This window comes from Bacillus sp. CZDM1 (assembly GCF_055502545.1).
The window spans coordinates 18,397-42,581 of record NZ_JBUESO010000020.1 but is presented as its reverse complement, the minus strand read 5'-3'; the positions used below and the strand labels follow the sequence as shown (position 1 = coordinate 42,581).

21 protein-coding genes, 1 pseudogene and 1 riboswitch are annotated in these 24,185 nt (G+C 38.9%); of the genes and pseudogenes, 2 read left to right on the top strand and 20 right to left on the bottom strand.

All coding sequences use genetic code 11. The features are described 5' to 3' along the window. Positions 1-94: 94 nt before the first annotated feature. Positions 95-1,360, bottom strand: coding sequence for an extracellular solute-binding protein (locus ACY3XC_RS26445; protein ID WP_464871217.1), 1,266 nt, complete (start codon positions 1,358-1,360; stop codon positions 95-97). 267 nt (positions 1,361-1,627) lie between these two features. Here ACY3XC_RS26445 and ACY3XC_RS26440 point away from each other — a divergent pair, with 267 nt between their 5' ends. Then, a complete protein-coding gene (locus ACY3XC_RS26440) occupies positions 1,628-3,385 on the top strand; it encodes an alpha-glycosidase (protein ID WP_464871216.1) in 1,758 nt (585 codons plus the stop codon). A gap of 560 nt (positions 3,386-3,945) precedes the next feature. Here ACY3XC_RS26440 and ACY3XC_RS26435 read toward each other — a convergent pair. The 8 genes from ACY3XC_RS26435 to ACY3XC_RS26400 form a co-directional block, all read right to left on the bottom strand. After that, on the bottom strand, positions 3,946-4,773 hold the full coding sequence (locus ACY3XC_RS26435) for a glycerophosphodiester phosphodiesterase (protein WP_464871215.1): 828 nt from the start codon (positions 4,771-4,773) through the stop codon (positions 3,946-3,948). 218 nt (positions 4,774-4,991) lie between these two features. Then, positions 4,992-5,384 carry a globin domain-containing protein gene (locus ACY3XC_RS26430; RefSeq protein ID WP_464871214.1) on the bottom strand — a complete coding sequence of 131 codons (393 nt, stop codon included), beginning with the start codon at positions 5,382-5,384 and terminating at the stop codon, positions 4,992-4,994. Positions 5,385-5,467: 83 nt separating this feature from the next. Further along, on the bottom strand, positions 5,468-5,860 hold the full coding sequence (locus ACY3XC_RS26425) for a VOC family protein (RefSeq protein WP_464871213.1): 393 nt from the start codon (positions 5,858-5,860) through the stop codon (positions 5,468-5,470). A gap of 81 nt (positions 5,861-5,941) precedes the next feature. Beyond that, the gene (locus ACY3XC_RS26420) at positions 5,942-6,493 is read right to left on the bottom strand and encodes an ECF transporter S component (protein WP_464871212.1); all 552 of its coding nucleotides are present in this window, start codon (positions 6,491-6,493) and stop codon (positions 5,942-5,944) included. Positions 6,494-6,517: 24 nt separating this feature from the next. Next, entirely contained in the window at positions 6,518-7,360 is an 843-nt protein-coding gene (locus ACY3XC_RS26415) for an energy-coupling factor transporter transmembrane component T family protein (protein ID WP_464871211.1), read from the bottom strand. Beyond that, positions 7,353-8,228, bottom strand: a complete 876-nt coding sequence (locus ACY3XC_RS26410; RefSeq protein WP_464871210.1) for an energy-coupling factor transporter ATPase — start codon at positions 8,226-8,228, stop codon at positions 7,353-7,355. Before ACY3XC_RS26410 ends, ACY3XC_RS26415 begins: the two co-directional genes overlap by 8 nt. Further along, complete coding sequence (locus ACY3XC_RS26405) at positions 8,228-9,088, bottom strand: energy-coupling factor transporter ATPase (RefSeq protein WP_464871209.1); 861 nt, start codon at positions 9,086-9,088, stop codon at positions 8,228-8,230. The genes ACY3XC_RS26410 and ACY3XC_RS26405 overlap by 1 nt, the downstream gene beginning before the upstream one ends. Before the next feature lie 183 nt (positions 9,089-9,271). After that, complete coding sequence (locus ACY3XC_RS26400) at positions 9,272-9,766, bottom strand: hypothetical protein (RefSeq protein ID WP_464871208.1); 495 nt, start codon at positions 9,764-9,766, stop codon at positions 9,272-9,274. A gap of 157 nt (positions 9,767-9,923) precedes the next feature. Beyond that, a riboswitch (PreQ1 riboswitch) is annotated at positions 9,924-9,968 on the top strand. An 8-nt stretch (positions 9,969-9,976) separates the two neighbouring features. Here ACY3XC_RS26400 and ACY3XC_RS26395 point away from each other — a divergent pair. Continuing rightward, positions 9,977-10,462, top strand: coding sequence for a QueT transporter family protein (locus tag ACY3XC_RS26395; protein ID WP_464871206.1), 486 nt, complete (start codon positions 9,977-9,979; stop codon positions 10,460-10,462). A gap of 70 nt (positions 10,463-10,532) precedes the next feature. On the opposite strand, the gene ACY3XC_RS26390 is transcribed toward ACY3XC_RS26395, so the two are convergent. The 11 genes and pseudogenes from ACY3XC_RS26390 to larE all read right to left on the bottom strand — a co-directional run bounded on the left by ACY3XC_RS26390 (position 10,533) and on the right by larE (position 24,142). Continuing rightward, positions 10,533-12,740: a glycoside hydrolase family 3 protein gene (locus ACY3XC_RS26390; protein ID WP_464871205.1), complete on the bottom strand. Its 2,208-nt coding sequence runs from the start codon at positions 12,738-12,740 to the stop codon at positions 10,533-10,535. A gap of 213 nt (positions 12,741-12,953) precedes the next feature. Next, entirely contained in the window at positions 12,954-13,724 is a 771-nt protein-coding gene (locus tag ACY3XC_RS26385; protein WP_464871204.1) for a response regulator transcription factor, read from the bottom strand. Next, positions 13,721-15,550, bottom strand: a complete 1,830-nt coding sequence (locus ACY3XC_RS26380) for a sensor histidine kinase (RefSeq protein ID WP_464871203.1) — start codon at positions 15,548-15,550, stop codon at positions 13,721-13,723. Before ACY3XC_RS26380 ends, ACY3XC_RS26385 begins: the two co-directional genes overlap by 4 nt. Before the next feature lie 108 nt (positions 15,551-15,658). Continuing rightward, entirely contained in the window at positions 15,659-16,687 is a 1,029-nt protein-coding gene (locus tag ACY3XC_RS26375; protein WP_464871202.1) for a TRAP transporter substrate-binding protein, read from the bottom strand. 47 nt (positions 16,688-16,734) lie between these two features. Beyond that, entirely contained in the window at positions 16,735-18,030 is a 1,296-nt protein-coding gene (locus ACY3XC_RS26370) for a TRAP transporter large permease (RefSeq protein ID WP_464871201.1), read from the bottom strand. A 1-nt stretch (position 18,031) separates the two neighbouring features. Next, positions 18,032-18,529: a TRAP transporter small permease gene (locus ACY3XC_RS26365; protein ID WP_464871200.1), complete on the bottom strand. Its 498-nt coding sequence runs from the start codon at positions 18,527-18,529 to the stop codon at positions 18,032-18,034. Between the two features lie 599 nt (positions 18,530-19,128). Then, positions 19,129-20,541 (bottom strand): annotated as a pseudogene (larC, locus tag ACY3XC_RS26360) (nickel pincer cofactor biosynthesis protein LarC). A 25-nt stretch (positions 20,542-20,566) separates the two neighbouring features. Beyond that, entirely contained in the window at positions 20,567-21,334 is a 768-nt protein-coding gene (larB, locus tag ACY3XC_RS26355) for a nickel pincer cofactor biosynthesis protein LarB (RefSeq protein ID WP_464871199.1), read from the bottom strand. Continuing rightward, positions 21,335-21,514: a hypothetical protein gene (locus tag ACY3XC_RS26350; protein WP_464871198.1), complete on the bottom strand. Its 180-nt coding sequence runs from the start codon at positions 21,512-21,514 to the stop codon at positions 21,335-21,337. It abuts the gene before it with no gap. Between the two features lie 25 nt (positions 21,515-21,539). After that, positions 21,540-23,012 (bottom strand): gluconokinase, encoded by a 1,473-nt coding sequence (locus tag ACY3XC_RS26345; protein ID WP_464871197.1) that lies wholly within the window; start codon positions 23,010-23,012, stop codon positions 21,540-21,542. Positions 23,013-23,332: 320 nt separating this feature from the next. Further along, complete coding sequence (gene larE / locus ACY3XC_RS26340) at positions 23,333-24,142, bottom strand: ATP-dependent sacrificial sulfur transferase LarE (RefSeq protein ID WP_464871196.1); 810 nt, start codon at positions 24,140-24,142, stop codon at positions 23,333-23,335. Positions 24,143-24,185: the final 43 nt, after the last annotated feature.

Sequence of the window (24,185 nt, the reverse complement as noted above, 5' to 3'; positions counted from 1 at the left end):
GATTTATTTTTCCTTCATAAAGCAGCAAAACCACTATAATTTTTCGGCAGTACCCCAAACTCTCTGAGGTACTGCCGATTTATCTATTAAACTACTACTTTGTAGAGGCAATATTGGCTTTTATTTGTTCAACAGCAGAATCAAGAGCTGCTTTTGGTTCTGTTTTACCAGTTACAACTGTTTGCAGTGATTTGGCCATTGGATCCCAAACCTGACCCATTTCTGGAATGTTTGGCATTGGAAGAGCATATTGTGATTGCTCAGCAACTGCCTTTGCACCTTCATTTTCCTTGATTGCCGGATCATCAACTAAAGCTGTATTTGTTGGAACTTCAGCAGTTTGTTCAAAACGGTATTTCGCGTTTTCATCATTCGTAATAAACTCTAAGAATTTAGCAGCCCATTCTTGGTTTTTAGAGTAAGCAGATACATGCCATCCTTTAACACCCATAAATGTTTTTACATGGTCGCCGTTTGGAAGAGTTGGAAGAGCTGCAACACCGATATTAATACCAGCATCTTTGTATGGCTGGAAGGACCATGGTCCGTTCATAACAGCAGCCACTTTACCTTCTGTGAAAAGACCGTCCATTGCAGATCCGCCATTTTCACCGATGATACCATTAGGGAATAATCCTTCTGAGTACCATTTTTGGATATATTCAGTACCATCAACAGCACCTTTGTTATTTAAGCCGATGTCTGCAGGATCAAGCGTTCCACCGTTATTATTGAAAACATATCCTCCCATACCGCCGATGATTCCATAAGCGAAATAGAAGTTATCCCAAAGTCCTAAGAAACCGAACTTTCCATCTTTCGTGAAATCTTTTGAGAATGCGTAAAGCTCATCCATTGTCTTTGGAGCTTCCTTCATTAAATCTTTATTGTAAACAAATACTGGTGTTTCAGAGGACTTTGGAAGTCCATAAACTTTCCCATCATATGTTTGTGCATCAATAGATGATTGCGAGAATTTATCCGTAACTTCTTTATCTAATTTAAGTTCTGCAAGAAGCCCTTCTGTTACCACTTGACCAATTTGATCGTGAGGTAATGTTACGATATCTGGGCCAGTCCCGGCTGGGCCGTCAAGTCGCAGCTGATCGCGCATTTTTGTTGCCATTTCAACTTCTTTATACTCAATTTTAATTCCATATTCTTTTTCGAAATCAGCTGCTACCTTTTCTAACCAGCCTGATTTATCTTTATCTTCCCAAACTACTAGTTTTTCTGGTTTTACTGTTTCTTCCTTTTTCCCAGTGTCATTCGTGCCTGCTGTTTCTCTTTTTGGTCCGCAAGCTGAAAGAACACCTAACACTAAAACAACCATCATGAAAATCGAAAGTGCTTTTTTCATTTTTTCTCCTCCTGTAATTTGAATAGGAAACATGCACATCGCACAAGTATTCGTTAGCGCTTTCATTTGCGAAAGCGTTTGCGCAACATAATTTCATTATAAGCCCATTTTTCAATTTTACAACTACTTTTTTTATAAGCTCGTTCATAAATTTCCAGAATTCCAATATACTCAGGTGACTCAACAATCTTATTTTTATACTATTGACAAGCTTATACGGGTGCAATAACCTTTAAATAAATAAGAATCAAGAAGGAGCTGTCTCAATTGTTAAAGGAAGCGATATATCATCGACCTAAAGATAATTATGCATGCGTTTGCGCAAATAATGAACTACACATTACAGTTCGCACAAAAAAGAATGACCTTAAAACGGTCACTCTAGTACATGGGGATCCCTATGATTGGAAGAAAAATCAATGGCAGCCAACAACTGCTCCTATGAGGAAAAGTGGATCAGACCAGTTATTTGATTATTGGTTTGCAGCTATAAATCCACCGTTCAGACGCCTCCGCTATGGATTTATTATGGATGATGGCACTGAAACTGTATGTTTTACTGAAAAGGGTTTTTATTCTGAACCTCCATTAGATGATACTGCATACTATTTCTGTTTTCCTTATATGAACAGTGCAGATATCTTCAAAGCACCTTCTTGGGTAAAGGATACTGTCTGGTATCAGATATTCCCTGAAAGATTTGCAAATGGAAATACAAAGCATGATCCTGAAGGTGTGCTAGATTGGGGCAGTGAAGATCCAACACCCACGAATTTTTTCGGGGGTGATCTAGAAGGAGTGATTCAAAATATCCCTTACCTAAAAGAACTAGGTATTACAGGGATATACTTTACTCCTATATTCAAAGCATATTCCAACCATAAATACGATACGATTGACTACATGGAGATAGATCCACAGTTCGGAACAAAGGAAACCTTTAAGGAATTAGTGACTGCTTGTCATCAAAATGGAATTAAAGTAATGCTGGATGCCGTATTCAACCATAGTGGGTTTTACTTCCCTCCTTTTCAAGATGTCTTGGAAAAAGGAGAACAGTCATTATATAAGGATTGGTTCCATATCCATGAGTTTCCGGTTATCACTGAACCACAAGCCAACTATGATACTTTTGCCTTTACACCCTTTATGCCTAAACTGAAAACGGAGAATCCAGAGGTAAAGGAATATTTGTTAGAGGTTGGGCGTTATTGGGTGAGAGAGTTTGATATTGACGGCTGGAGGCTCGATGTGGCGAATGAAGTGGACCACGCCTTTTGGAGAGAATTCCGAAAAGAGGTAAAGACTATCAAGCCGGACCTATATATATTAGGGGAAATATGGCATGACTCGATGCCCTGGCTCCGGGGAGACCAATTTGATGCGGTCATGAATTATCCTTTTACAACGAATATCCTTAAGCTCCTGGCAATGCAAACCATTACGGCAAAAGAATTTGTTGAGAGCATGACCGGTGTGATTCATATGTACACTAGGAATATTAACGAAGTGGCATTTAATCTAGTTGGCAGTCACGATACTCCTAGAATCTTAACGGAATGCGAGGAGGATATGGACAGGGTTAAGCAAGTATTTACCTTGTTGTTAACCTTCATCGGAACTCCTTGTATTTATTATGGGGATGAAATAGGAATGAGCGGCTCTCAGGATCCAGGCTGCCGAAAATGTATGGAATGGGATAAGGAAAATCAAAATACTGATTTGTTTCATCATATACAAAGACTAATTCAACTGCGTCAGGAGCATCCTTTACTAAGAAATGCCGGTGAACTTACCTTTATTGACCCTGGAAACCACGATAAATGCCTGGCCTATATGAAGTCAAATGATGATAATACTATCTTGGTCATCCTTAATACGAGTGAGAATTCGGTGGAATATCCACTGCCTGAACAGTTAACTGGAAAAACAGTTAAAAACCTTTGGGATGATACGGAAGTACAGTTATCAAATGATACTATCCAGCTGCAGGGCAATGGATTTGCAATTTTGGAATATAAGTAAAGGCTGTGTTAAAGCTGGTTGTTGATTTTACTGTGTTTGGAAAATAAGCGGAGAATTTCCGCTTAAATTGGGAAATAGCCATTTTTACCTTCATAATAAGCGGAGGTTTTCCGCTTATGGTATCCAAATCATTGGATTTTGTCTTATTTAAAGCAGTTAACCGGAATATTTCCGCTTATATCGGCTTCTAAAGGTTCCTTTATCTACAATAGCCGGAAATTCTCCGCCTATGAATGATCAACCTTACACGAAAATCAACAATGAATAAAAACACAGCCTAAGTAAAAAGGAAAGAGCTCTAGCAGCCCTTTCCTTTTATATTTATTGGCTGTGTTAAATTGGGCTGTTGATTTGTGCTTCAGGCGCTTCCTTTGTCGAGCCAAAATTCTATCATTTGGTAGATTTTTATGGCAACAAATATTTTAGTTTGCGGCCATTCGTATCACATAAATGGATACGTATTTCATAATAGGTATAGTGTTGCTCCTGAGCAATACAGATGTCTGGAATAATAGAAAAAAGAGGAATGAAAGCTTTCCCTCTTTTGGTGATAGTTTGTCCTATTTTCTTGGATCTACGTAATCAGGATAATCGGTAATAATTCCATCTACGTTCATTTCTAAAAGAAAATCAGCTGCTTCTTGGCTGCGAACTGTCCAAGATTGAATTTTCATTCCAAGCGCGTGCACTTGATCAACCAATTCTTTTGTTACGATTCCGTAGCTTGGGTTAAAGTAATCCGCATACGTTGCAAATTCTTTCAAAGCTTGTTCTGTTGTGTGGGCTCTATTGGATGTTAGGACACCAATCGGCACTTTTGGAAGTAAGCTGTTTGTTATTTTCATAGATTCAAAATTAAAGGATTGAATAATAATTTTTTCATTTTGCGGTTTATCGAGGTTTCGCTCTATTAGTTTCTGCGCAACCTGTGCTTCAATTCCAGGATAAAGTTCAGGTGATTTTAATTCTATTAAAATACCAGTTTTACCATGATAGCGGTCAAGAATTTCATCAAATGTAGGAATTTTCTCACCTGTAAATTGCTCGCCCTTCCAACTGCCTGCATCAAGACTTCTAATCTGTTCAAAGGTTAAGTCTTTCACATAGCCAGTACCATCTGTTGTTCTGTCAACCGTATTATCATGAATGATGACCAATTCCCCATCCTTACTTCTTTGGACATCAATTTCAATGTAATCAGCTTTCATTTCCACGCCTTTATCAAAAGCGGCAATCGTATTTTCCGGTGCATAACCTGTTGCACCACGGTGAGCAACATTATCCACTTTTCGCAGCTCCCCAGTTGTTTCTGCTGCAAAAGCCTGTTGAAAAGGACTAAATAATAAACTAAAAGCCAGGCCTGCTCCAATCACAAATGCCTTTTTCATTTTTCTCCATCTCCCTTTTATATGTCTGTTACTACAAATAAAATTGTATAGGGAAATTGTTTAGCCCATATGTAGTCACCATTTAGACTTGGTTAACATTCTGTAAATAAAGATAGTGAAATATTCATATATAAATTTACAAAAGTTTCATTCTTTTTCCTATTGTAAAAAAAAGAGCAGCAAAAGGGTGCCCAGTTTGTGGACACCCTTTTGCTGCTCTACTCTCTATCCGGACTATTAACCATTATCCCAGCAACTTGTGTTAACCGATCATAAAAAGCAAGCCCTGCTGGTGTATCATAAAGACCAATCTCTTGAAAGGCTTCCTTCATACAACGAAGCCAGCACTGTGCTCTTCTTGGTGTTACTTCAAAAGGAAGATGACGATGCCGCATTGCCGGCGGGCCGAATTCCTGGCTGTAAAGCGCTGGACCTCCTAAGAATTGTGGAAGGAACATTCTTTGCTTCCTCATAATTTCCTCCATGTCCCCTTCAAACAATGGTCTTAATTCTGGATCTGCATATACCCGAGGGTAAAAGGCTGCAACGAGCTTATCAATCGTTTCCTGACCGCCAATTTCACTATAAAGTGATTTAAAGTTATATTCCATTCCTACACCCCTTTTACTTTCTTTCGATTATAAAGATAAAAGCGATGGACTTTCGTGATGTATATCACACTTTCGAAAAATCCTTAAGCCATGCTTGGTGCAACTAGTTCTACTTTAATACGATCCGGGTCCTCGAAAAAAACAGCATAATAGTCTTTTCCACCGGCATACGGATGCTTGTCTTTGTATAAAATTTGTATTCCCTTCTCAAGTAGAGCCTGTGTTATTTCATCAATATGTTCCCTTGATTTGCCATGAAAGGCAAGATGATTCAGCCCTGCTCTGCAACGATGGAAAGGAACATCCAAATATCGTTCTTCGGCTTGTACGAATACAAGGTAGGTTTCTTGATACTTCCAGCTAATACCGGAATCCCATTTTTGATACTGTTCATATCCCAATTCAGGCAGCAGCCAGCCCCAAAATTCTACACTTTTAGAAAGGTTTGAAACATATATCTCAACATGATGTAACATATTATTCCCCTTTACAATGTACTTAATTAAATCAACCCATTGATGCCTAAGCCTCAATGGGTTGATTTCAATGTAATAAGGCTATAGATCTTCTGATATCTTAGATTTCTTGCCTTTACCAATTTGCTTCCATGCTAAAACAACTGCTAATGTCACAACCGTCCCAACGACTGCTTCTGGAATTCCACTCGTGATCGCAACCGTCCAAGCTACTTCAGCACCCATGTAACCTCTAACTACGGCCATGGTTAAAACAAGGACGGTATTAGTCAAGGTCCCTAAGAATGCTGCAGTCCCAATCGCAAGGTATTCACTCTTTCTACGAATCCCCACATATACAAGCCACGCGACAATACCAATAAAAAGTCTAGGAAGAATAGCTACTAATGGATCTTTGAACAGCGGAACGGTAGCATTTAAGAAAGAGGAAACACCAAAGATAACTCCGACGATGGCTCCTACAACCGGCCCCTGCATGATTCCGCCAATAATCGCAGGGATATGCATAATTGTTGCATTTCCAGCAGCAGTAGGTACGGGAATATATCCTAACCGAGTGACACCTAAAAGGATAGCAACTGCCCCAAGCACCCCAGCAATGACAATATTACGAACACTTAATGAACCTTTCATTCTATTTCTCCCCCTTTTATTTATCTAATATGGAAAGTGATAAAAAAGTAGTAGTGCTGAAAATAATAGCCCAATCATTAATACTAAGTAATCTCGTCCGATTGCTTTGTAAACGGAATAGGAACTCCTATCATTCCCAGGAGTATAGCACCGAGATTCCATCGCCAAAATTAAATCCTCTGCCCTAGATAACGCAATATTAAATAAGGGGATAATAATTGGCAGCATATCCTTGGTCCTCTGAATAATTCTCCACCATTCTCCCGATCCGAAATCCGCCCCTCTTGAGGCTTGTGCTTTAATCATTTTCTCCATTTCAATCGCAAAGGTTGGTACAAAGCGAATCGCAATGGTAATAATTAATGAAATTTCATGGACAGGAAATTTTATTCTTTTTAATGGACTTAAAAGACTTTGAATGGCATGGGTTAACTCCGTTGTTGATGTGGATAGCGTAAGAACACTGCTTAATAAAATAATTTCCACAAAACGTACGGCTGAAACGATCACAAGTCGAATACTCTCACTCGTAATCAAGATAAATCCATACTCAAAAAATACCGTCCCGCCAGAAAATACATTCCCTTGGAAGATAAGCTGCAGCACAGCCAATATAATGATAAAGGGAATAGCAGGTTTAATGCCCGATAACCCATAACTGACAGGGATTTTGGATGTCCAGAATAAATAAATGGATAATAAGAGTCCAAGAGCATTCCCTAGATAACTAGTGTTTAGGGCAATAGCTAATACAAGTATAGTGAACACTAACAGCTTTATTCTAGGGTCAAGACGATGTATAAAGGAACCCGTTGGTACGTATTGACCAATCGTAATATTTCTTGATAACTCAAATTCACTAGCCACGATTCTCCCCCTCTCCATTGGCAAGAACCTTTATGATTTCATTAGCTGCTTCCGAAATCGCGAACGCAGAAGTATTTACATTGTATCCAAGGTCTTTCAGCCTGTATAAAGCTTGTACCGTTTCAGGTGTTCCGATTTCATAACGCTGCAGACTTACCTTGTCTGTAAAAATATCCTCTGGAGAACCATTTAGCACATCCGTCCCATTTGCCATTACATAAATTCTGTCCGCCAAATAGGCAACTTCCTCCATATTGTGCGAAACGAAAATAACCGTTAAATTTTCCAGTTTATTAAGGGATTTTATTTTATCCAACAATTCATTGCGGGACCTTGGGTCAAGTCCTGCTGTTGGTTCATCAAGAACAAGTATCTTCGGCTTTAACGCCAGTATACCGGCAAGTGCAACTTTTCGCTTCTGTCCGCCGCTTAAAGCAAAGGTTTGTCGATCCTTCATTTCCTCAAAATCCAACCCAACCATATCCATTGCCCATTTAACCCGCTCCCTTACCTCTTTTAAAGGCAAACCAAGCTTAAAAGGTCCATATGCAATATCATCGCCAATTAGTTTTTCAAAAATTTGATCCTCCGGGTTTTGAAAAACGAGGCCAACCTTTCTCCTCAAGGCTTTTATATCCATTCGTTTCTTCGATAAATCTACTCCATCAATGGTGACTTTCCCCGAATCTGGCCGAATCAGGCCATTAAAATGCTGGATAAGGGTAGATTTCCCTGAACCGGTATGCCCAATAATGGCGATACATTCCCCCTCATTTACCACCATGCTTGTCCCCCTTAAAGCTTTATGCTCCATTGGAGTTCCCTTCATGTATGTATGAGATAGGTTTTCTATTTCGATGATCGGCATTATACTACCTCCCCGGTCCTCTCTTTTGAAACTCTCTTAACTTCATTAATCAGTTCATTCTCATGGATTAACTCTTTCGAAAATGTTGGAATTTTATTATGAATAATTTCAGCCATCTGACTAACAGCGGGAATATCTAATTGCAATTGCATTAAAACCTCTTTATGTTTAAAAATTTCACGAGGAATTCCATCCATCACAATTTTCCCGTCTTCCACTACGATAATACGGTCTGCTTCTGCCGCTTCTGACATACGATGGGTAACCGTAATAATCGTCATGCCCATTTCATTCATTTTTCTCATAACCTGAAGGACTTCGTTTCTGCCAAAGGTATCAAGCATACTCGTGGACTCATCGAAAACAATACAGTCTGGCCGCATTGCCAGCACTCCAGCAATGGCCACTCTTTGCTTTTGTCCTCCTGATAGGTGGTGTGGAGGTCTTTTCCGAAATTCCGACATCTTCACGACCCCTAAAGCCTCATCGATTCTTTGCTTCATTTCTGCTCTCGGTACTCCGATATTCTCTAATCCGAAAGCTACGTCTTCCTCGACAATGGTCGCAACAATTTGATTGTCGGGATGTTGAAAGACCATCCCAACTCCTTTACGAATGTCAAGCTTCTTGCTATCGTCCTTCGTATTGTACCCATGAACCCAAACATCCCCTGAGCCAGGTGTCAGGAGTCCATTAAAATGCTTGGATAATGTTGATTTTCCCGAACCATTATGTCCTATAATAGCAACATATTCACCTGGGAAAATAGAAAAAGAGATATCTTTTAGAACTTCTACCGAACTATTCTCATTGATTTTATATGAAAATGATACATTTTCTAAAGCAATAATGGGTTTCATCCAAACCCCCCTCACACTCTATTTTATTAATATTCTGAATATTATTCAACCATAGTATTGGATATACAAGAAATATAATAGCATGAAGTTTTAGATGGGGATATCCTCTAGCATTATTTTATCTATTTTTATAATAAATCTAGGCCAGAACACAATTACAGAGTCTGGCCTTTCGTAAATTATTTAGGATAAAATTCTTTTTATTAATGATCTAGGTTTTTCTGGATTTACTTTTTTATCAATCAGCCGCTGAACTCCATACATAATGACTGCATTTACCGAGAATAAAAGTAACCCCTGATAATTTTTCAATCGGATAAGCGAAGCAATTCCCATTCTTCTTAACCAAACCGCAAATATATAAATATGGAAAGTATCTACAACAAGATTTATTAAAGTGTACCGCAGGAATTTACCATATGTAAATTTCAAAATCCAAATAGCTCCAACATAAAAGGGTCCGATAATAAATGGAAGTTCACCTATCATGTTTGGAAATAATTGTGGATAAACTCGCCACCAGCCTTTTTTATGGGCGTAAACAGACTGTGCACCTACCAAGAGACCAATAAACAGAGAGGTTATGGAAAAGCGTTTTATCGCTTTTTTTCCAAGGAATGGTACCGTCAGCCATGGCAATAACATAATAACTAATAAATACTTTTTTTTATTATCCATAAAGTAGACTTCCCTTTTTTTACTATTAGAATGTGCAAAAAGGGAAATATTATCCATAAATATATACTTTACTGATAATAATTTATTAATCACAGGCGATAGTGCTTGCTTTGTATTGACGAGTCTATTGTGATAGATTAATATATTATTTTGTCAGAAAAACGTGGTTCGAAAACCTCCCACGTAAAAAAACTAAGGAGAGAACTGAATATGAAAATAAAAACACTTGTTGTTAACGCGATACTGGCAGCTTTATACATTGCTGTTTCCGGTTTAATCGCACCCTTTGGTTTCACAAATATCCAATTCCGTGTTTCCGAAATGTTCAATCATCTTATTGTTTTCAATAAGAAGTATATCTTCGGAATCATTATTGGAGTATTTTTATCAAACCTATTCTTTTCACCGATGGTCGCCTATGACCTTGTTTTCGGTGTCGGCCAATCACTATTAGCCTTATCGATTACAATTTTATCCGCACGTTTCATTAAAGGAATCTGGGCTCGTATGATTGTGAATACCGTTGTCTTCACCTTCACTATGTTCTTGATTGCTTGGGAATTAAACCTTGCCTTCGAATTGCCATTCTTATTTACTTGGCTGACTGTGGCTGTAGGGGAATTTGTTGTGATGGCAGTAGGTATGCCGATTATTTATTTCATTAACAAACGAGTTAATTTCGAAAAAAGAGTATAGATAAAAGAGATGCTGCTTGAGGGAATCAAGCAGCATCTCTTTTTATATCAATCTTAAATTGTGCAAATTTTTATTCTTTCGAGGATTTTCCGGCATAATCAGGTTTTCCTGTTTCGCCACCATGATCGGGCTTTCCTATCGCTTTACCTTGATTGTAGGAAAGACCAAATCCATACTTATATGCGTTACCAGATTTATTTACATAAGCATATGCAGGATCTTCTTCTGGTGCAAAACTAGGAACATCTCCGACTTCGTTGTCTACTGCTGTCATACTAGCAGGAAGCGCAAATGGAAGTTTTCCGATAGGATTAAATTCTCCACGAATAACATCAACGATAGCCTCAGCCTTTGTACCAAAAGTGCCGATTAATGCTGCTGCATTTGGTTCAATTTCATCAAGTATCCATGGATTGGTCATGTTTACAGCTGTGATAGTCGGAACCGTTTTTTGAATATCGATAATTCTATCGACATTAGTGATTCCTGTCTCAGGACCCACAGTGATTCTTGGATTATTATCCCAGTTTGACTGAACTGGTTTAACATAAACATATGCATGTGTAGCCTCTGCAAGATTATTAGTAATGGTAATAGAAGGATCGTGCTTTTTAATGGTCTCGATTAATCCCTTAGTGCTCGCTCCATCCGTTCCACCAGGGAACATCTCGACATATAGTTTTACGCCTTTAAGCTTTGCATCTTTCAAAGGCAATAGATTTTTATCATTGCGTAATAGAACAATGGACTTATGATGTGCTTCATCTGCTAGTTGCTGTACATCTGGATTATCTACCACATCTAGAGCATTTTGTGGATCTACATATGGGTCTTCAAATAGACCCAAATTCATCATTTCTGTTAGCAATAAGGATACAGATTCGTTAACTTCCTCTTCTGAAAGGATACCAGAATTAACTGCATCAATAATGAGCTGTGGATTAGAAGATCCAGAGATAATATCTGTGCCTGCTTTTATTGCTTTCGCCATTTTTTCTACCGGTGTTAAAGCTTCTGCACCCCAAGCATTATTTCCAACAGCACCCGTATCGGAGTTAACATATCCTTTGAAACCAAGCTGGCCGCGTAAGAAATCTGTTAAGATTGCTTTGTTTAATGCAAAGCCAACTTCTTCAAATTGCTTGTCTTCACTGTACCATGGCAATCCTTGATCAGCACTATCATTGCTTGGATAAGCGTAATAAGGCATGATAGACGATACATCCGCTGCGATAGCTGCCTCGAAAGGAGGAATGTGATACTTAAGCAGACTTCCCTCAGTTGGATATGGATTGAATTTACCTTCAATAAAATGAGGATCCAAACCATTATCACGTGCTCCGCCACCTGGGAAATGCTTTACGGTTATTGCCACACTGTCTTTACCAAGTTTTTCTCCTTGAAATCCTTTGATAACGTTATAAATCATATCTGAAGCAACTTTTGGATCCTCACCGAATGTATCTTCAATTCTTGCCCATAGTGGGTCTGTAGCGATATCTGCCGTATACCCATAGACTTTGCGAATTCCGGCAGCTCTCCATTCCTGTGCAGCAATTTCAGAGAATTCATTTACAGCTTCCGTATCACCTGCTGCTGCAAAACCTAATGGTCCTGGCCAAAAAGAATGTTGACCCTCACTTGCAGCAATATTCGTGTAATCTGTGGAGGCATGATTCCGTGGGTTCGATGTAACAACAACCGGGATTCCTAATCTTGATGCCTCTCCTAATTCTTGGAGCTGATTCGTATATTTTGCGATCACATCTACAGTCGGGGTTTGACGGAAGATGACGTAGCGCATGTTTTTGCCGACAATCATCGAATCATCTGCTTTTACATATCTGCCATCTGCTGGATTCGAGATTGGAGTATGTGTGTTAATCAGCATTAATCCTGCTTTTTCAGCAAGTGTCATCTTTGATACTAGATCGGCTACCCGCTGATTAATAGGTAATCTCCAGTCCTCATATATATCTAGGACCCTGTCTCCATCCAAATCTCTGAACTGCTTTCCATCAATTTTAAGGACACCTTTTTTTGCCGCTTCGATTTCCGGTTGCCCAGTAGCCGGATCAGCTTGTACACGATATGTCACTGTGTTTGCCCCAGAGTTGCCAGGATTAGTAGTCGTAGTTGGGTCTACATACCCTAAATCTTCATTTGCGTTTACCTGTGGGACCATGACTGGAGCTAATAGCGATAAAGCAAGAGCACTTGTTATGACTGTTTTTCTTAGTTTTGAAGATTTTCTAAACTGTTTTGATATTGATGCCATTTTTCTTCCTCCTTTTTTAAATTGAATGCGTTTACAAAACTAAGTTAGCGTTTCTATGTTTAATGATATAATTCAAAATAGTCTACCAAATAGTGAGTTTTTTTAGGTATATTTGTAATTTTTTTATATTTAGAATTTTCAGTTAAAAATACCTACAACTTTCTTCCTTCTTATACAAAAAAAGAATCAGAAATAAAAAGTTTCTGATTCATCTTATCTTTTTATTAATTTATCATCGCGGGTTTTGATATTGATATTCCGATACTCTGATGGAGAACATCCCACTATTCTCTTAAAATTATTACTAAAGTAGGCTAAATCAGAATATCCGACTCTTTCAGCAATTTCCGACATTCTTAATGTTGTATTGTGCAGTAAACGTTTACTTTCCTCAATTCTCAGCTCCGTTATATAATCAACAAATTTTTTATTGAGCTGTTGTTTGAACAATTGACTGAGGTAACTTGGATTGATGTGAATACTCTCTGCTGCTTCTTTTAATGTTATTTGATCAAGAGGCGTTTTATTTATATAATCCAGTACTCGTTCAATCGTTGATAACGGTACATTATCATTGTCAGGAAGAGGTTGATTATTCGTATTATCTTCGTTACTTTTTTGATTTAACCATTTCTCTAGACAAACTTTTATCTCATTCTCCTCAATCGGCTTAAGAAGGTAGTCTGTAACACCGCTCCGAATAGCTTGCTGGACAAACTGAAACTCATCATGGACAGTAATAACAATCACATCATATGTCCCGTTTAGACTACTAATTTCCTTAACCAAAGCAAGTCCGTCCATAATCGGCATTCGGATATCTGTTAATATCAGGTCCACATCATTCATCTTTATCCAATCTAATGCTTCTAATCCATTTTGGGCTTCATGGACAACCTGCAAGGGAAGATTCAATTTATTTATCGTCCACTTAAGAGCGGTTCGTACCCATCTCTCATCATCAACTAACAAGACTTTTTTCATCCAATTTCCCTTCCCTCTGTCATATCCTTCATTGGCAGCTGCATCTCGACTACTGTGCCGGATCCCAATTGACTTCTAATTCCAAGTCCATACTCTGCGCCAAATACATAATGAATCCTTTGGTGGACATTTAATAATCCAATATGTTTCCCATCTGAGTTTGTCATTTTCTGTTCAAGCTTCCTAATAAGTTCGTCTAACTTGTGATTCGGAATACCAGCACCTGTATCTTCTACTCGAATCTTAAAAGAAGATTCTGAATGGGGAACTACTGATATGGTAATTTTAAATTTTTGAAAGCTTTGCCCATAGGCATGAACGAAGCAATTTTCAACTAACGGCTGAAGTGAAAACTTAACTACCTCTTGTTCCATTGCCCATGGAGGAATATCAATCTTATACTCGAATCGATCTTCAAAACGGAATTTCTGAATCTGAAGATACGTATGACAAAACTTAATTTCTTCCCCCAGACTTACGGTGGCTGAATCATTTTTAAGATTATAGCGGAGCAGCATTCCCAGAGAATAGGACATGGTTGCAATATTTTCCTTACCCTCTTCTAATGCCATCCCCCTAATCGTCTCAAGGGAGTTATATAAAAAATGAGGGTTCATCTGAGACTGCAGCATCTTTATTTCAATTTCTTTCTGTTTGAGTGACATTTCTGTTTCTTTTAATTTTGAGACATAAACCTCTTCCAATAAATTGGATAGTTTTTCAACTGTCTTGTTAAAACCAGCCGTAAGCTGACCAATTTCATCATTCGATTCCACTGGTACTCTACCGCTAAGATTTCCGATTTCAACTTCCTTCATAAACCTCTGGAGTCGTCGTATCGGGCGGATCAAACTTGTTGCAAAACCGAATCCCACTGTGTAGGCAATCATTAATGAGATGATGATTGTCATAACGATCGTTCTTCCAATTTGAATAATTCCCCCCGTTAAATCTTTATAGGGCACCGCCGTAAAGAAACTCCAGCCTATATTCGGGGAATAAGTGTAGGTTACAAAATCCTTCCGGTCGTTCTTTAATATTTGTGTACTGCTTTCGTTATTTTGGAGTTGTGATAGCTGGCTAAATTCTACCTCTTTTCCAAGCTTTGAATAATCGGGATGATATACATAATGCCCTTTTGAATCTAAAATGAAAAAATAGCCATTCCTGCTAACTGTTACTTTATTTGAAATTTCCTCAATCCTTCTGAAATTTATATCTATAATGAGCATTCCGACAGGCAGTAGAGTATCCGGATTGTATAACCTCCTGACTAGTGATATAACCGGCTGCTCTTTATTTTTAAGTTTAAGTGTTCTCGTTACTAGCATGGTCATTCCGTTTAATGGTACGGATGAATACCAATATTCTTCTTTTATTTTGGTCGAAGGATAGTAATTCCGCAGCCCCAAAGTATCAATGACAATATCATCATCCACCAACACCGTTATATTGGAAATATCTGCTCGAGAATACGCAGCATTTCTTAGTGTGTTCCTGGCTGATTCCACCACATGATCACTTTTTTCATTTTTAAAAAGGCTGGATAATTCAGGGGAGTTGATAATTTTTAAACTTGTAATCTCAAAATCTTGTAAATAATATTCAATATGTGATTCTACTTGATCAATAACCTGTCCACTATGTTGGCGGAGCTCATTTTCCAATTCTACGGAAGAGCGGTTATAGGATATAATTCCCACTGAAAGCAAAGGAATGATAACGAGAAAGCTGGAAAAAATGCAAAGCTTCATCATTAGTGATTGATTCTTTAAGAGAATATATCGTGCAATAAATTCTTCTGCTTTTCTCCATCGCTGCTGCATTCTTCCACTTCCTAATAAGTTTTCTGATTTTTACCTATGATCAAAACAGAAAAGACCCAGCTGGTAAATGGATAAACCTACCAGCTAGGTGTTTTTTGTTCCTAGAGATTATGGACGTGCTTTATCAATAGCATCCATTACTTCTTTATACTCTTTTGTATACTCGTCAACCATAGGCTTTACAGCATTTGTCCAAGGTTTAAGATCTTTGACTTCGGTAAATGTTACACCTGCATCTTTTAATTTCTTTTCTGAACGTTCTTCATATTTATCCCACTCTGCTCTTTGTGTTTCAACAGAATCAAGAGCAGCTTGTTTAATAATCTTTTGGTCTTCTTCAGAAAGCTTATCCCATGCTACTTTACTAATTAAGAGAACCTCAGGTATACGTTGGTGATGGTCAAGTATCAAGTTTTTAGCCTCTTGATAATGGTTAGATGAATCTAAACTTGGCAGGTTATTTTCTGCACCATCAATAATTCCAGTCTGAAGGGCACTAAATACTTCTCCATAAGGCATCGGAGTAGCACTAGCTTCTAATGCAGCCATGAAATCAATATTGATTTTACTTTGTTGAACACGAATCTTTTGTCCTTTTAAATCCTCTACATTTTCAAGAGGTTTTGTTGAGTAAAAACTACGTGAACCAGAATCGTAATAGGCTAATCCTTTCATCTTCGATTGCTCAAGTCCATCTAGTAATTTCGTTCCCATGTCTCCATTTAAGAAGTTCCAAAGATGATCCTCACTCTCAAATACATAAGGAAGTCCTAGCGGCGTAAACTGATCATTGAATTCAGCAAGTGGACTGGAGTTGATTCGAGTAAACTCAATGGCTCCAAGCTGCACCTGTTCTAGAACTGATTTTTCATCGCCTAATTGTGCAGATGGATAGACTTCAATTTTGATACGACCATCTGTTCTTTCTTCTACTAATTCAGCAAACTTTTTGTCACCAAGGACAGTTGGATAATCTGGCGGCTGATTGTCGGCTAAGCGGAACGTATAGGATGGTTTTTCTTCTTCCTTGTTACCCCCGCTTTTTGTGTTAGTTGTTTCTTTCCCACTGCATGCAGCAAGGATTGTGCCCATTAAAAGTGTTGCGGCTAAAATACCTGTAAACTTTTTACTTATCAAAATCTACACCCCTTTTAATTTTTATATAATCTTCACCATTCCACAGGTTACTTGACTAACATATTTGGAAGCCACATAACAACCTCTGGAATATAGGTGATAATTAACAGAACAACTAGTAAAGCATAGAAAAATGGCATCATGGCTTTTGTACCTTGCTGGATTGAGACCTTACCTATCGCACAGCCGACAAATAAAACGGTTCCAACTGGTGGTGTCAATAGGCCAATTCCAGCGTTTAAGATTAGGACAATCCCGAAATGGACAGGATCCATACCAAAGCTCGTTACAACAGGAAGAAGGATTGGTGTCATAATTAAAATCATTGGTGCCATATCCATTGGCGCACCAAGAAGCAGTAATAAGATATTAATGATCAATAAAATGATAAGTGGATTATCGGAAATACTTAAGAACAGGTCGGTTACCATAGCAGGAATCTGCAAATAAGCAAGTATCCATCCAAATGATGCAGATGCTGCAATTAAGAAAAATACCATCGAAACCGTTCTCATTGTATTTGTTAGTATTTTCCAAACACTTGAGATTGGTGCTTCTCTATAAATGACAAATGCTAGAATAAAAGAATACAAGCAAGCTAACGCACCTGACTCAGTGGCCGTAAACCAACCACTCATAATTCCCCCTAGGATAATAACGGCAGGACTTAACGATAAAAGACCGTGTATGAGAATTCCGCCGATTTGTGATCTAGGCACTGGATCTGCTTTTCCGTAACCTCGTTTTCTAGCAATAATATAACTTGTAATCATAAGTGAAATTAACATAATGAATCCAGGCACAACACCTGCCATAAAAAGACTTGCGATGGATACGCCCCCGGCAGCTAACGAGTAAAGGACCAAGTTATGACTCGGAGGTACAACTACACCTTGGATAGCAGAAGCAATGGTAACACCAACAGCATAATCTGCTTCATATCCTTTCTTTTTCATCATCGGAATCATGACAGACCCAACAGATGAAACGTCTGCTACCGCAGATCCTGAGATGTTCCCAAAAAACAAGGCAGCCACACTATTTACCATTGCAAGTCCACCGCGTATTCTTCCTACTAGTAAACTCGCAAAATTCACGATCCTTGTGGCTAGTCCACCTTCACTCATAATTTGTCCTGTCAGGATAAAGAATGGGATAGCTAGCAGGGAAAAGGAGTTCATTCCTTGAACCATTTGCTGACCAATAACCGGAAGCGGGATTTTCATATAGATTACTGTTAGCAAGGACGATGCCACAAGCGTAAGAGCAATCGGAAAACGCAGCAGGACTAGAATAACAAAGCTTGAAAGTAGTATGATAATTCCGATTGTGTTCGTGTCCATTTTACAGTTCCTCCTCCAAATCCTTATGTCTTGTAGTATTAATATTGAAGAATTGCAGGAGAGAGTAACCGCAAATCATAATACCTGTGACTGGCATCGCCAAATATGTGATACTACTAGGAAGTTTTGTTGCTGGCAGAGTCGATTCCGACGTCAACAATGTAAATTCCCACCCCTGGACTACGAGGTAAAAACCAAAAGCAAAAACAGATGCATTAATGATTTTATCTAAGACTTTATTAAAAGATTTAGGAAACAGGTTGGTAAATGAATCAATACCTAAATGAATATACTCCCTAAACCCTATCGCAATGGCCATGAATGCGAACCATGCAAGCAGTAACAGTGTAATTTCTTCGGACCAAAAGAATACAAAATTAAATAATTTCCGTGTCATGACTTGTGTTGTTACAACGAAAATCAACGCTACTAAAAATAGTAAAGTGAATTTTTCGAAAATAGAGTCGATAGCTTTAAGCACCTTTTTAATATAATACAAGTGAATCCCCCCTTTTTTGAAAACGTTTTCTCACCTATAATTTTACGAATCGGGAGGATGATTTAAAATGTTGTTTTTTTAGATAAATTTGTGATTTTTTTAGGATTACGAATTTCAGGTAAGCCCTTTCATATTTATGAATCATACTTTTTCAAGAATCGAGATGTTAAGTAGCTATTTTGTTTGTTTAATAAACTAATTAATTTTAATTCAGTTTAACATTCACGCTCTATACCGTCAATATGGTCTGACGGGAACTATTTTTAGAGTTAGAGTTAGAGTTTCCAAAAAATGTCTAATAGTCCAAAAGCTATTGATAATAGTCCAAAACCACTTTAGAATGGTCCATAACCCTAAGATAAAAGTCCATAACCTATCAAAAAAAGTCCATAACACCCTAAAAAAAGTCCATAACAAAAAACGACCCAATTTAGGTCGTTCAAAATCATTCATATTCCTCTAAAAACCCATCAATTGTAAATTTCAAGCCATAATAAACGTACAAAGCAGCCAACAAGGACGGATATCGCTATCGATTTCCGAAATTATCTGGCAATAGACCCTTCAAAAGCGGTAAATTGATAGGCAAACATTTACTTCTAGCTATCTATTTCCTTCCAAACCTTTTCATAGACCTTTTTTAACGGAATATCGTGAAGTCGTGCAAGGCTCTTACATTCCTCATACTCCGGTGCCCGCTGCACAACTTGGCCATTGAGGATACCTTCTTTTACAGTTACAGTACCCCACTCCGTTTCCACTTTTTTGAATACTCTTTCTAACCGGTGAACCGTTAACGGATAATAGCGCACACCAAGTGTTGTTGTTTCCTTAAAAAGTATTTCCTTCATTTTATTAAGATTTTGATTAGAGCAGAGCAACTGAAGCAAGATGCCTGGTCTGTTTTTTTTCATATAGATCGGGGTATAAAAAACGTCATTTGCCCCCGCTTCAAATAGCAAGTCCATTACGTAACCCAGCCATTCTCCAGGAATATTGTCTAGGTTAACTTCCATTTTAATCATTTGGTCGTCAAGATGTTCATAATTAGGAGGGTGAGAACTCATTGGTATGCTCCTCCATTTCTATTCGCCTATGATAACCCGAACAACATTAGGACGGTCTTTAAACGTTTTGGTCCCGGCACCATAACCTATTGAGTTAACTCTCATCGAAGGAATAGCGCAAAATTCCTCGGCTAGAACCGCGATAATCGCTGCTCCAGTTGGAGTGGTAAGCTCGAATCTCACCTCAGAGTGTTCAATAGGGATTCCTTTTAAAATCTCGAGAGTTGCAGGTGCAGGTACTGGATAGATACCATGGTCGATACGGATTTTCCCGGTTCCCACCGGAATGGGTGAGGATTTAATTACGGATATTTCCAACTGATGGATTAAAATAGCTGCTCCAACAATATCGATAATTGAATCTACAGCACCCACCTCATGGAAATGAACATTCTCTAAAGGTACTCCATGAATGTGCCCTTCCGCTTCACCGATTTTTTTAAAAATCTTCAAGGCAGTCTCTTTCACTTGTTGGGAAAAATCAGCCTCTTCAATTAGTTTAACAATATCTTTATACGAGCGGTGATCATGATGGTGGTGATGATCATGTGTATGTGTGTGTTCATGCTCATGATCGTGGTCATGACTATGCGTATGTCCATGCTCATGATCGTGGTCATGGCTATGCGTATGTACATGTTCATGATCGTGGTCATGGCTATGCATGTGGCTATGTTCATGATCGTGGTCATGGCTATGCGTGTGGCCATGCTCATGTTCGTGGTCATGGCTATGCGTGTGGCCATGCTCATGTTCGTGGTTATGGCTATGCGTGTGGCCATGCTTATGATTAACTAGAATCACATCAAACTTTGTGCTCGTAATTCCATTCTTGATGACCTTTTTCCATGTCAATTCATATTCATCTTCAATATTTAACTTCTTTAATTCTGCTACTAATTTGTCTGGGTTTGCACCTGCATCAATGAGAGCCCCAATGACCATATCCCCGCTTACTCCTGAAAAACAATCAAAATAAAGTGTCTTCATTTCTTTCCCCTTTTTGTGCAAGTTGATGAATTAATACGGCGTTATACCCTCCGCCAAAACCATTATCAATATTGACAACACTAATTCCGGAAGCACATGAATTGAGCATCGTCAGTAAAGCCGATAACCCGTTAAAGTTAGCACCATAGCCGACACTTGTAGGGACAGCAATTACAGGATGGGAAACGAGTCCTCCCACAACACTCGGAAGTGCTCCTTCCATCCCTGCTACCACAACAGACACCGTCGCCTTTTGAATTTCTTCAGCATGACTAAGTAAACGATGAATCCCAGCTACACCTACATCGTAAATACGGTGGACATTACTTCCTAGGATTTCGGCTGTAACTGCTGCTTCCTCTGCTACCCTTAAATCGGAGGTTCCTGCAGCAACGACTGCTATGTATCCATGCATATTTTCTTTTGTTGTTTGCTCCTTCCAAAATAGGATCTGAGCGATTTCATGATAAGTAAATTCAGGGCAAGATTGTTGGACGATTGCTGCTTTTTCCTCCGAAATTCTAGTTACCATTACCTGATTATTCCTTGCCCTAAGTGCTTGGATAATCGAAATAATTTGATCAGCCGATTTCCCTTCACCATAGACGACTTCCGGAAAGCCCTGTCGTTTCTTGCGATGATGGTCTACCTTTGCAAAGCCTAGATTTTCAAACGTAGCTAATTGGTCTTTGGCTTCGTCAATACTGAGGGTACCTTTTTGAACTTGCTTTAAAATCTCTTCAAGCATTCAATTCCCCCCTTTTATTTCTATTATGATTCTATCCCATATTCTTGGTGAAGGACAAATCTCCTGGTTCCTTAACCAGATTTGTCCTTCATCGCCTTGATGACGGACTAATCTTCTGGTTCCACCATCAGTTTTGTCCTTCATTGCCTTGATGACGGACAAATCTTCTGGTTCCTCCACCGGATTTGTCCTTCAGAGACCTATATTAAAAGTACTTTACCATATCCTTAGCAAGCTTTTCATAGTTTTCATAGATCGCTTTATATCGTAAACTATTTTCTTTATTAGGTACAACACCACTGCCCATTGGGATATTCTTTTTGATTTCTTCAAAGGAATCCACTTTTCCTATACCGACTAAAGCAGTCCATGCTGCTCCCCATGCGGCACTGTGATGACTTTCGGAGACATAGATTTCCGCTTCAAAAATGTCAGCCATCATTTGCAGCCAGAGTGGTGATCTTGCCAATCCACCGTTAACGTAAATTTTCTTAGGCTCGCCCGCCAGTCTTTCCAGCGCTTTCCCGATTTGATAGAGATTAAAAGTGATTCCTTCCAGAACTGCACGGATAAAATGCTCCTTTTTATGAGTAATCGAAACTCCATAAAAATTGCCTTTCGCCTGCTGATTCCAGATTGGCGCTCTTTCACCATTTAAGTATGGCAGGAATAGTATTCCCTCCGCACCCGGAGCAACCTTTTCTGCGTCCCCTAAGAAATCTGAAAAATCCCTTTGGTCATTTAAAAGATCTTTTAACCATTGTAAAACGATGCCGCCATTATTTGTCGGGCCGCCTACAATCGATGACTCTGCTGTAAAGGAGTAACAAAATGTTTCTTGATTTTCATCAATTTTTACACCTTGATTGATTTGCCTGATGGCACCACTTGTCCCAACGGAAACCGCAACTTCTCCAGGCAGAATCGCACCAATCCCAAGGTTCGCCAACTGACCATCCGCAGCACCCATTACAAATGGCATTTCTGGATTAATTCCCATTTCATCAGCAATTTCTCGTTTAAGGCCCGCTAACACTTTTGTTGGGGGAACAATCTCGGATAACTGTTCCTTCCTAATACCTGTTAACTCGAGCAATTCATGTTCCCATTCAAGAGTCTGAGGATTGAACAATCCTGTCGCAGACGCCATGGAATAATCGATGACACGTTCATTAAACCAGCACTGAATTAAATACTCTTTTATCGACATAAAGAAAGCTGCCTCTTGGTAAGGCTGATAATTTGTTTCTTTCATCCATAATAATTTTAAAAACGGAGTCATCGGATGGATCGGTGTACCTGTTTTTGCGTAAACACTGCTTCCAATCGTTTTCTTTATGGTTTCTGCCTGCCCTGTGCTTCTGCCATCAGCCCAAATGATTGCTGGAGAAAGAGGTTTTCCGTTTTCGTGAACACAAATAAGGGAATGCATCGCAGCTGAAAATCCTAAAGCGATCAATTCATCCTTTTCAACACCTGCTTTATTAATCGCTTCCCGAATGGCGAGGACAGCTGACCGTTCAATTTCAACTGGATCTTGTTCTGACCAGCCTTGTTGAGGATATTGAAAGCTGTTCATTTTTTCTGCTTCTGCAGCTAATTTTCCATTTAAGTGGAATACACAGGCTTTTACACTAGTTGTTCCAATATCAAGCCCAATTACAAACTCTCTTGGCATACTCATCTTCCTTTTCAAATAACAATATATATGTTGTCAATTATAATTGTCTATTATTGTCATATCTATTACATTAATAGACAAGGCTTTGGATTTTCCCCAAAGCCACCATTAAAATTAGGCTGTGTTAAATTAGTCTGTTGATTTGTGCTCCAGGCGCTTCGCTTTCCGCAGGCGGTTCGGGAAGCCTCCTCGGCGCTAAAGCGCCTGCGGGGTCTCCCCTGTCCCGTCCTCCTGCAGGAGTCTCGCGCCTTCCGCACAAATCAACGAGTTCTAGAATCAACATTTACCTTTAACACACCCTAATATTAAGTACCATACTAACCTAGATTAGTTAGAACTTTATTCATACTGCCGCTCTTGTATCCGATTAAATCTAATGTTATATATTTATAGCCGTAATCTTGGAGTTCTTTGACAATTGAATCGTGATGTTCGAGCACGACCTTCATATCATTCGGCTCTACTTCAATCCTGGCAATTTCTTGATGCGTTCTTACTCGTACTTGACGAATTTTCAAGCCCTTTAGGAAAGCTTCTGCTTTTTCAACCTTGGTCAGCTTTTCTTTTGTGATGTACTCGCCGTAAGCAATTCTTGAAGATAGACAGGCAAAAGAAGGTTTATCCCAGGTTGGCAAGTCAAACTGCTGAGAAAGCTCCCTTATTTCTTGTTTGAATAGGTTCGCTTCAAGAAGTGGTCCGCGTATTCCCTTTTCTTTAGCCGCTTGCATACCTGGACGATGTTCGTTCATGTCATCTGCAATAACACCATAAATAACATTATTAAATCCTTTGTCTTCCATTACCGGAATCAAATGATCAAATAAGCTGCTTTTACAAAAATAGCATCGATTCTTATTATTCTCTGCGTAGCCAGGAATCGCTAATTCAGAGGTTTCAATTACTTGGTGTTTGACTCCGATTTTTTCAGCTAATGCTTTTGCCTCTAAAAGCTCACTAGAGGGATAGGTTTCCGAGTCGGCTGTTACAGCAAGAACATGATCTTCACCTAATGTCTCCACAGCTGCTTTTAATAAAAAGGTACTATCCACACCGCCTGAGAATGCTACAACCACTGTTTCCATTTCTCGGAGAATCGACTGTAATTTCTTATATTTCTCTGTTAACATGGTCTAATCTCCCTTCCCCGTACATTTATAAAGGCTCTTTTCT

What these genes read in the sequence shown, in the direction of transcription:
- ACY3XC_RS26390 (WP_464871205.1), bottom strand. Translation starts at nt 12,740, where the DNA reads ATGGCATCAATATCAAAACAGTTTAGAAAATCTTCAAAACTAAGAAAA.
- ACY3XC_RS26425 (WP_464871213.1), bottom strand. Translation starts at nt 5,860, where the DNA reads ATGTTACATCATGTTGAGATATATGTTTCAAACCTTTCTAAAAGTGTA.
- ACY3XC_RS26435 (WP_464871215.1), bottom strand. Translation starts at nt 4,773, where the DNA reads ATGAAAAAGGCATTTGTGATTGGAGCAGGCCTGGCTTTTAGTTTATTA.
- ACY3XC_RS26385 (WP_464871204.1), bottom strand. Translation starts at nt 13,724, where the DNA reads ATGAAAAAAGTCTTGTTAGTTGATGATGAGAGATGGGTACGAACCGCT.
- ACY3XC_RS26370 (WP_464871201.1), bottom strand. Translation starts at nt 18,030, where the DNA reads ATGGACACGAACACAATCGGAATTATCATACTACTTTCAAGCTTTGTT.
- larE (WP_464871196.1), bottom strand. Translation starts at nt 24,142, where the DNA reads ATGTTAACAGAGAAATATAAGAAATTACAGTCGATTCTCCGAGAAATG.
- ACY3XC_RS26405 (WP_464871209.1), bottom strand. Translation starts at nt 9,088, where the DNA reads ATGAAACCCATTATTGCTTTAGAAAATGTATCATTTTCATATAAAATC.
- ACY3XC_RS26345 (WP_464871197.1), bottom strand. Translation starts at nt 23,012, where the DNA reads ATGCCAAGAGAGTTTGTAATTGGGCTTGATATTGGAACAACTAGTGTA.
- larB (WP_464871199.1), bottom strand. Translation starts at nt 21,334, where the DNA reads ATGCTTGAAGAGATTTTAAAGCAAGTTCAAAAAGGTACCCTCAGTATT.
- ACY3XC_RS26430 (WP_464871214.1), bottom strand. Translation starts at nt 5,384, where the DNA reads ATGGAATATAACTTTAAATCACTTTATAGTGAAATTGGCGGTCAGGAA.
- ACY3XC_RS26395 (WP_464871206.1), top strand. Translation starts at nt 9,977, where the DNA reads ATGAAAATAAAAACACTTGTTGTTAACGCGATACTGGCAGCTTTATAC.
- ACY3XC_RS26410 (WP_464871210.1), bottom strand. Translation starts at nt 8,228, where the DNA reads ATGCCGATCATCGAAATAGAAAACCTATCTCATACATACATGAAGGGA.
- ACY3XC_RS26420 (WP_464871212.1), bottom strand. Translation starts at nt 6,493, where the DNA reads ATGAAAGGTTCATTAAGTGTTCGTAATATTGTCATTGCTGGGGTGCTT.
- ACY3XC_RS26400 (WP_464871208.1), bottom strand. Translation starts at nt 9,766, where the DNA reads ATGGATAATAAAAAAAAGTATTTATTAGTTATTATGTTATTGCCATGG.
- ACY3XC_RS26445 (WP_464871217.1), bottom strand. Translation starts at nt 1,360, where the DNA reads ATGAAAAAAGCACTTTCGATTTTCATGATGGTTGTTTTAGTGTTAGGT.
- ACY3XC_RS26380 (WP_464871203.1), bottom strand. Translation starts at nt 15,550, where the DNA reads ATGCAGCAGCGATGGAGAAAAGCAGAAGAATTTATTGCACGATATATT.